Genomic DNA, 4,149 nt, shown 5'->3' on the forward strand with positions numbered 1-4,149 from the left:
CGGCCCCGCCTCGGCCGTGACCACCGCGCCCGCGCCCGCAGGCCGCCGGGGTCGTCCCGTCCTGCCCCCCGGCCGCCTGGGCATCCAGCTCTACAGCCTGCGCGACAAGGTCGGCACCCTCGGCTTCGCCCCCGTCTTCGCCGAACTGGAGAAGTACGGGTACGACGAGATCGAGTTCGCCGGCTACACCCAGGGCTCGGCCGGCCCCATCACCCTGCCGCGCCTCAGGCGTCTGGCCAGGGAACACGGTCTGACGCCGATCGGCAGCCACGTCGGCTACTACTCCGACGACCCGAACGCCTACACCTTCGCCCAGAACCTCGAAAAGGTCCTTGACGACGCCCAGGCCCTGGGCCTCAAGCACATCGGCACCGCATCCGGCCCGTTCCGCTACGGTTCGACCGTCGACGCCTGGAAACGCGCCGCAGAGGAGTTCAACACCTACGGGGCGGCGGCCAGGGCTCGCGGCATGAAGTTCTACCAGCACAACCACTCGGACGAGTTCGCCTTCGCCACCGACAACCCCAAGGTCCGCCTCTACGACGTCCTGCTGGCGGAAACCGACCCCGACCTCGTCTACCTCGAAATGGACATCTACTGGGCCTACGCGGGCCAGTTCCGCTTCTCCAAGCGCCCCGACGGCACTCCCGCGCCCTTCGACCCGCTGGACTACGTCCTCGCCCGCCCCCACCGCTACCCGCTCTTCCACGTCAAGGACGGCGTGAGCGATCCCACGAACGAGTTCGGCTACCGCATGACGGACGTCGGTGACGGCGACATCGACTACCAGCGATTCATCGCCGCCGTCACCCACCTGCGCGGCCAACGCCAGGCACACCACTGGCAGACGGAGCACGACAGCCCGCCGGACTCCCTGAGCTTCGCCCGCCGCTCGAGCGCGTACCTGCACTCCCTGCGCGAGAAGTGCTGACGGTCACCACACGAAGACTCGCTCTGGTGGGAGCGTCGAGCCTCCGCCAGAGCGAGTCGTCATCGTGCGTTGCGTTGCCGCGGATCAGCGGGTGTAGGTGACCCGCTTCTCCTTGAGGGACGCGCAGTTGGAGCCGGAGATCTGCACGTACACGTTCTTGATCTGGCCGCCCCAGTCGACGCAGTGGCCCTTGCCGTAGACGTAGGTCGGCCCGGCGTACGAGGTGAAGCTGCCGTAGTCGTCGTCACCCTGGTCGGTGTCGGCGACGTAAAGCCAGGCCGACATGTCGACCGCGGTGCCGGGGCTGTTGCGGATGGTGGTCACACAGTTCTTGCCGTTGGACGCGTTGTAGGTCAGGTAGACGGTCCCGAGCGAGCCGACGGCCGCGGAGTTGACGGTGCGGTAGCTGCTCCCGCAGACCTTCTGCGGAGTGGTGTTGGGCGCGGCGGACGCCGGCGCGGCCATCGCGGTACTGGCCCCGAGCGCGAGCGCGGCCAGAGCACCGACAGTGAGGGTAGTACGGTTGAATCGCATATTTCCCCCTTGTGGCTGTAGGAGCTCGTTGCTCCTGACTGGTCTGACTGGCGACGCATACGGATGGTTGTACCGGTCTCCGAAGAAACCTGTCACTCGTCGGCGTCGGCCCGCCGCTGCACTTCACAGTGGCTGATCCGGGAGACGTCTCCCGCCCGGCCCCCGAACACGCGGTGGGTTGCCGTACCCTTCGCCGGCACCGACACCTGGTCGGTGGTCTCGGCCATCTTGAACCCGCTCTCATCCCGGAACCCGACCTTCACGGTGAAGATCGCGTCGCGCGCGTTCGGATTCCGGACCTCGACGGTCGTGTAGGGATCATCCGCGTCCGCACAGTGCTTGAGCACGGCGGTGCCGTCCCTGAGGGGCCGAGCGGACGCCGTGGGGGAAGAGCGGGTGGTGGGCCGCGACCGGTACGCACCGCTGCCGCTGGACCTGTCGGGCGTGCTGGTGCCGTACGGGCCACCACTGCCCGAGGCGGATGAACTGTCGTGGTCCTGACTGGAGTTGCTACATCCACCACCACTGCTGTGATGGCTCCCGCTCCCATGCCCCCGACTCGACGAAAACCCGGTCAGGGCCAGCACGACCATCCCGGACACCATGACGAACTTGAGCCTGCGCCCCCGTGTGTACATGCGGCCACCCTACTCAGGGCTTCCCGTCTCCTTTCCTGCTGTGTGGGTTGGTGGCCTGTGTAGGTCAGGGCCGGTTTGGCATCCCCGCCCTGCCCCCCGAGATCCTGCGCGCGGCCTCCTGGCGGGCTCGAAGTGGGCGGGGGAGTCGAAGTAGGGCGGCGGTCCGGCAACCGGCCATCGCCCCCAGGTGATGGTGCGCCAGCCGGCGTAGCCGGTGTCACCGCCGTCCCAGCACCGGGGAGTTCGCCGCCGGCGCGGTCGGCGTCGGCAGCCAGGTGGTCCGCAGGTGGTTGCTCACTTCGATCGCTTCGCGGGGGTCGGCGACACCGATGTGCACGCGGCATGCGCAGGCGCTCTGCTCGTCGTCCAGCGCGCGGAAGAGGGACATGCTCTCCGCGTACCGCGGGCCCGGCGCTAGGGGGGCGGGTGCGACAGGGCCAGTGATCGGTGATCTGTTGGAGGCGATGTGCAGGCCTCGGTCGGCGGCGGCGTGTGCCAACGCCGCCCGCACGGTGCGGAGTTCTACAACCGCCTCATTCAGGCAGGTGTGGGGTTCGGTGCGGCCTTCGACCTGGTAGCGGGTCAGTTCGGTACCGACGCGGTGCCCGAGTTCGACGGCGGCCGCGGCGGCCACCTGCGGGCCCTCGGGCCTGAGCGCACAGCTGCCGCGCCGAGCACGGCTTCCCACAGCCCTCTCCCAGACTCCGGCGCCCCTATGGGATCGCGACGGGTGCGCTGTGAGACGCGGCAACGGTGATGCGGCGCCTGGATCCGGGCTCGGGTCTGCCGTTGCGGGGCGCGGGTGCACCCGAAGGTGGAGGAGATTGGGCGGCGGCTTGAGGCGTGGACGGCCTCGAACGCGGTCGCCACCCGGCCGGCCACCCGCACCGTGCCCTCCCGCAGCGGCAACTGCGGTTTACCACCACGACCTCCTCGGCCGCATCCGACACGGCCAGGCCGCCACAGCCACCCGACCCGGCGCTTGGGCCAGCTTCGGCCTGATCAGGCTGGAGCTCCCGCAACTCGCGCTGAGCCCAGATGGGTCGCTGCCGCTCCGCGACGCCGTACCGCACGCACCGCACCGCAGCGCCCGCACCGATCCGAGCTCTTGAGCGCGAGCACAGGAGACGACTGAGAAGTCGTCTCATTTGGTTGAGTCGGCTGTCCGCTGCGGTGGGGATTATTGAACGGCTGATGCCGGACGAGTTGTGGGAGCTGTTCCAGAGGGTCGCGCCGGAGGCCCCATCGCGGTCTCAAGGTGGCGGGCGGCGTCGGCACGGCGACCGTGAGGTGCTGGCAGCGTGGCGACGTCGGGCTGCACGTGGCAGCAGTTGCCGACGTCGTCGTTCGGACCATCCGGGGCGACAGCTCACCGCCGGTTCACCGAGTGGACGAAGGCCCGCGTGCGGGCCAAGCTGCACCGCCTGGTCCTCGACGAACTCAGGTCCCGCGGCGACCTGGACTGGTCCCGCTGCGCGATCGACTCGGTGAACATGCGGGCCCTGATAAAGGGGTTCTGACAGGTCCAAATCCTGTCGACCGGGGCAAGTACGGTTCGAAGATCCACCTGATCACCGAGCGGACCGGTCTGCCCCCTGTCTGTCGGCAGGGCCGGGTGCTGCGGGGGATGAGGCCCGCCCTGCGGACGTGCCGGCCCCGCTGGAGAGCACGACTACCCCCACTGCCGGCGCCAGGCCGACCCCACACGTGGCAGCGACGACCGCCCGCACGCGCGGCGTGGTGCGCGCGGCACCGTCCCTACCACGGCTCAGTTGATCGGGTCCGCAGCGACGCGCCGTGATTACGCGGGTGAGGAGACGCCAGAATGTCACTCGGAAAGCCTAATAGTATGTCAATCTGCCGTTTGGCCAACTGATGTGATAGACCATCAGTTCAGGGAAAAGACCCAAGAATACCCTGTTTGGAGCTGAATTCCCAAACCACCGATATGCCGGTCATGTCGCGTTTAGGTAGGTTCATCCATGAGCCGGCCCGTCGGGCCGGTGCCTCTGTACGACAGGAGATCGTGAGATGAAGCTTCGTTCG

Annotated in this window: 4 protein-coding genes and 1 pseudogene; 2 read left to right on the plus strand and 3 right to left on the minus strand. The window is 68.4% G+C overall.

All coding sequences use genetic code 11. The features are described from left to right. The coding region (locus tag GT030_RS17815; protein WP_161201932.1) for a sugar phosphate isomerase/epimerase at positions 1-931 on the plus strand (931 nt) is incomplete at its 5' end. A gap of 84 nt (positions 932-1,015) precedes the next feature. Here the strand turns inward: GT030_RS17815 and GT030_RS17820 are convergent. The 3 genes from GT030_RS17820 to GT030_RS17830 form a co-directional block, all read right to left on the minus strand. Continuing rightward, entirely contained in the window at positions 1,016-1,465 is a 450-nt protein-coding gene (locus GT030_RS17820) for a spore-associated protein (protein WP_161189047.1), read from the minus strand. A 92-nt stretch (positions 1,466-1,557) separates the two neighbouring features. Continuing rightward, on the minus strand, positions 1,558-1,812 hold the full coding sequence (locus GT030_RS36510; RefSeq protein ID WP_237522582.1) for a hypothetical protein: 255 nt from the start codon (positions 1,810-1,812) through the stop codon (positions 1,558-1,560). Positions 1,813-2,320: 508 nt separating this feature from the next. Continuing rightward, a complete protein-coding gene (locus tag GT030_RS17830; protein ID WP_161201934.1) occupies positions 2,321-2,791 on the minus strand; it encodes a glutamate-cysteine ligase family protein in 471 nt (156 codons plus the stop codon). 506 nt (positions 2,792-3,297) lie between these two features. Between GT030_RS17830 and GT030_RS17835 the strand changes: the two are divergent. Then, positions 3,298-3,697: pseudogene (locus GT030_RS17835) on the plus strand (transposase); the annotation flags it as partial. Positions 3,698-4,149 lie beyond the last annotated feature (452 nt).

Source organism: Streptomyces sp. SID1328 (genome assembly GCF_009865595.1).
GTDB lineage: Bacteria > Actinomycetota > Actinomycetes > Streptomycetales > Streptomycetaceae > Streptomyces > Streptomyces griseoluteus.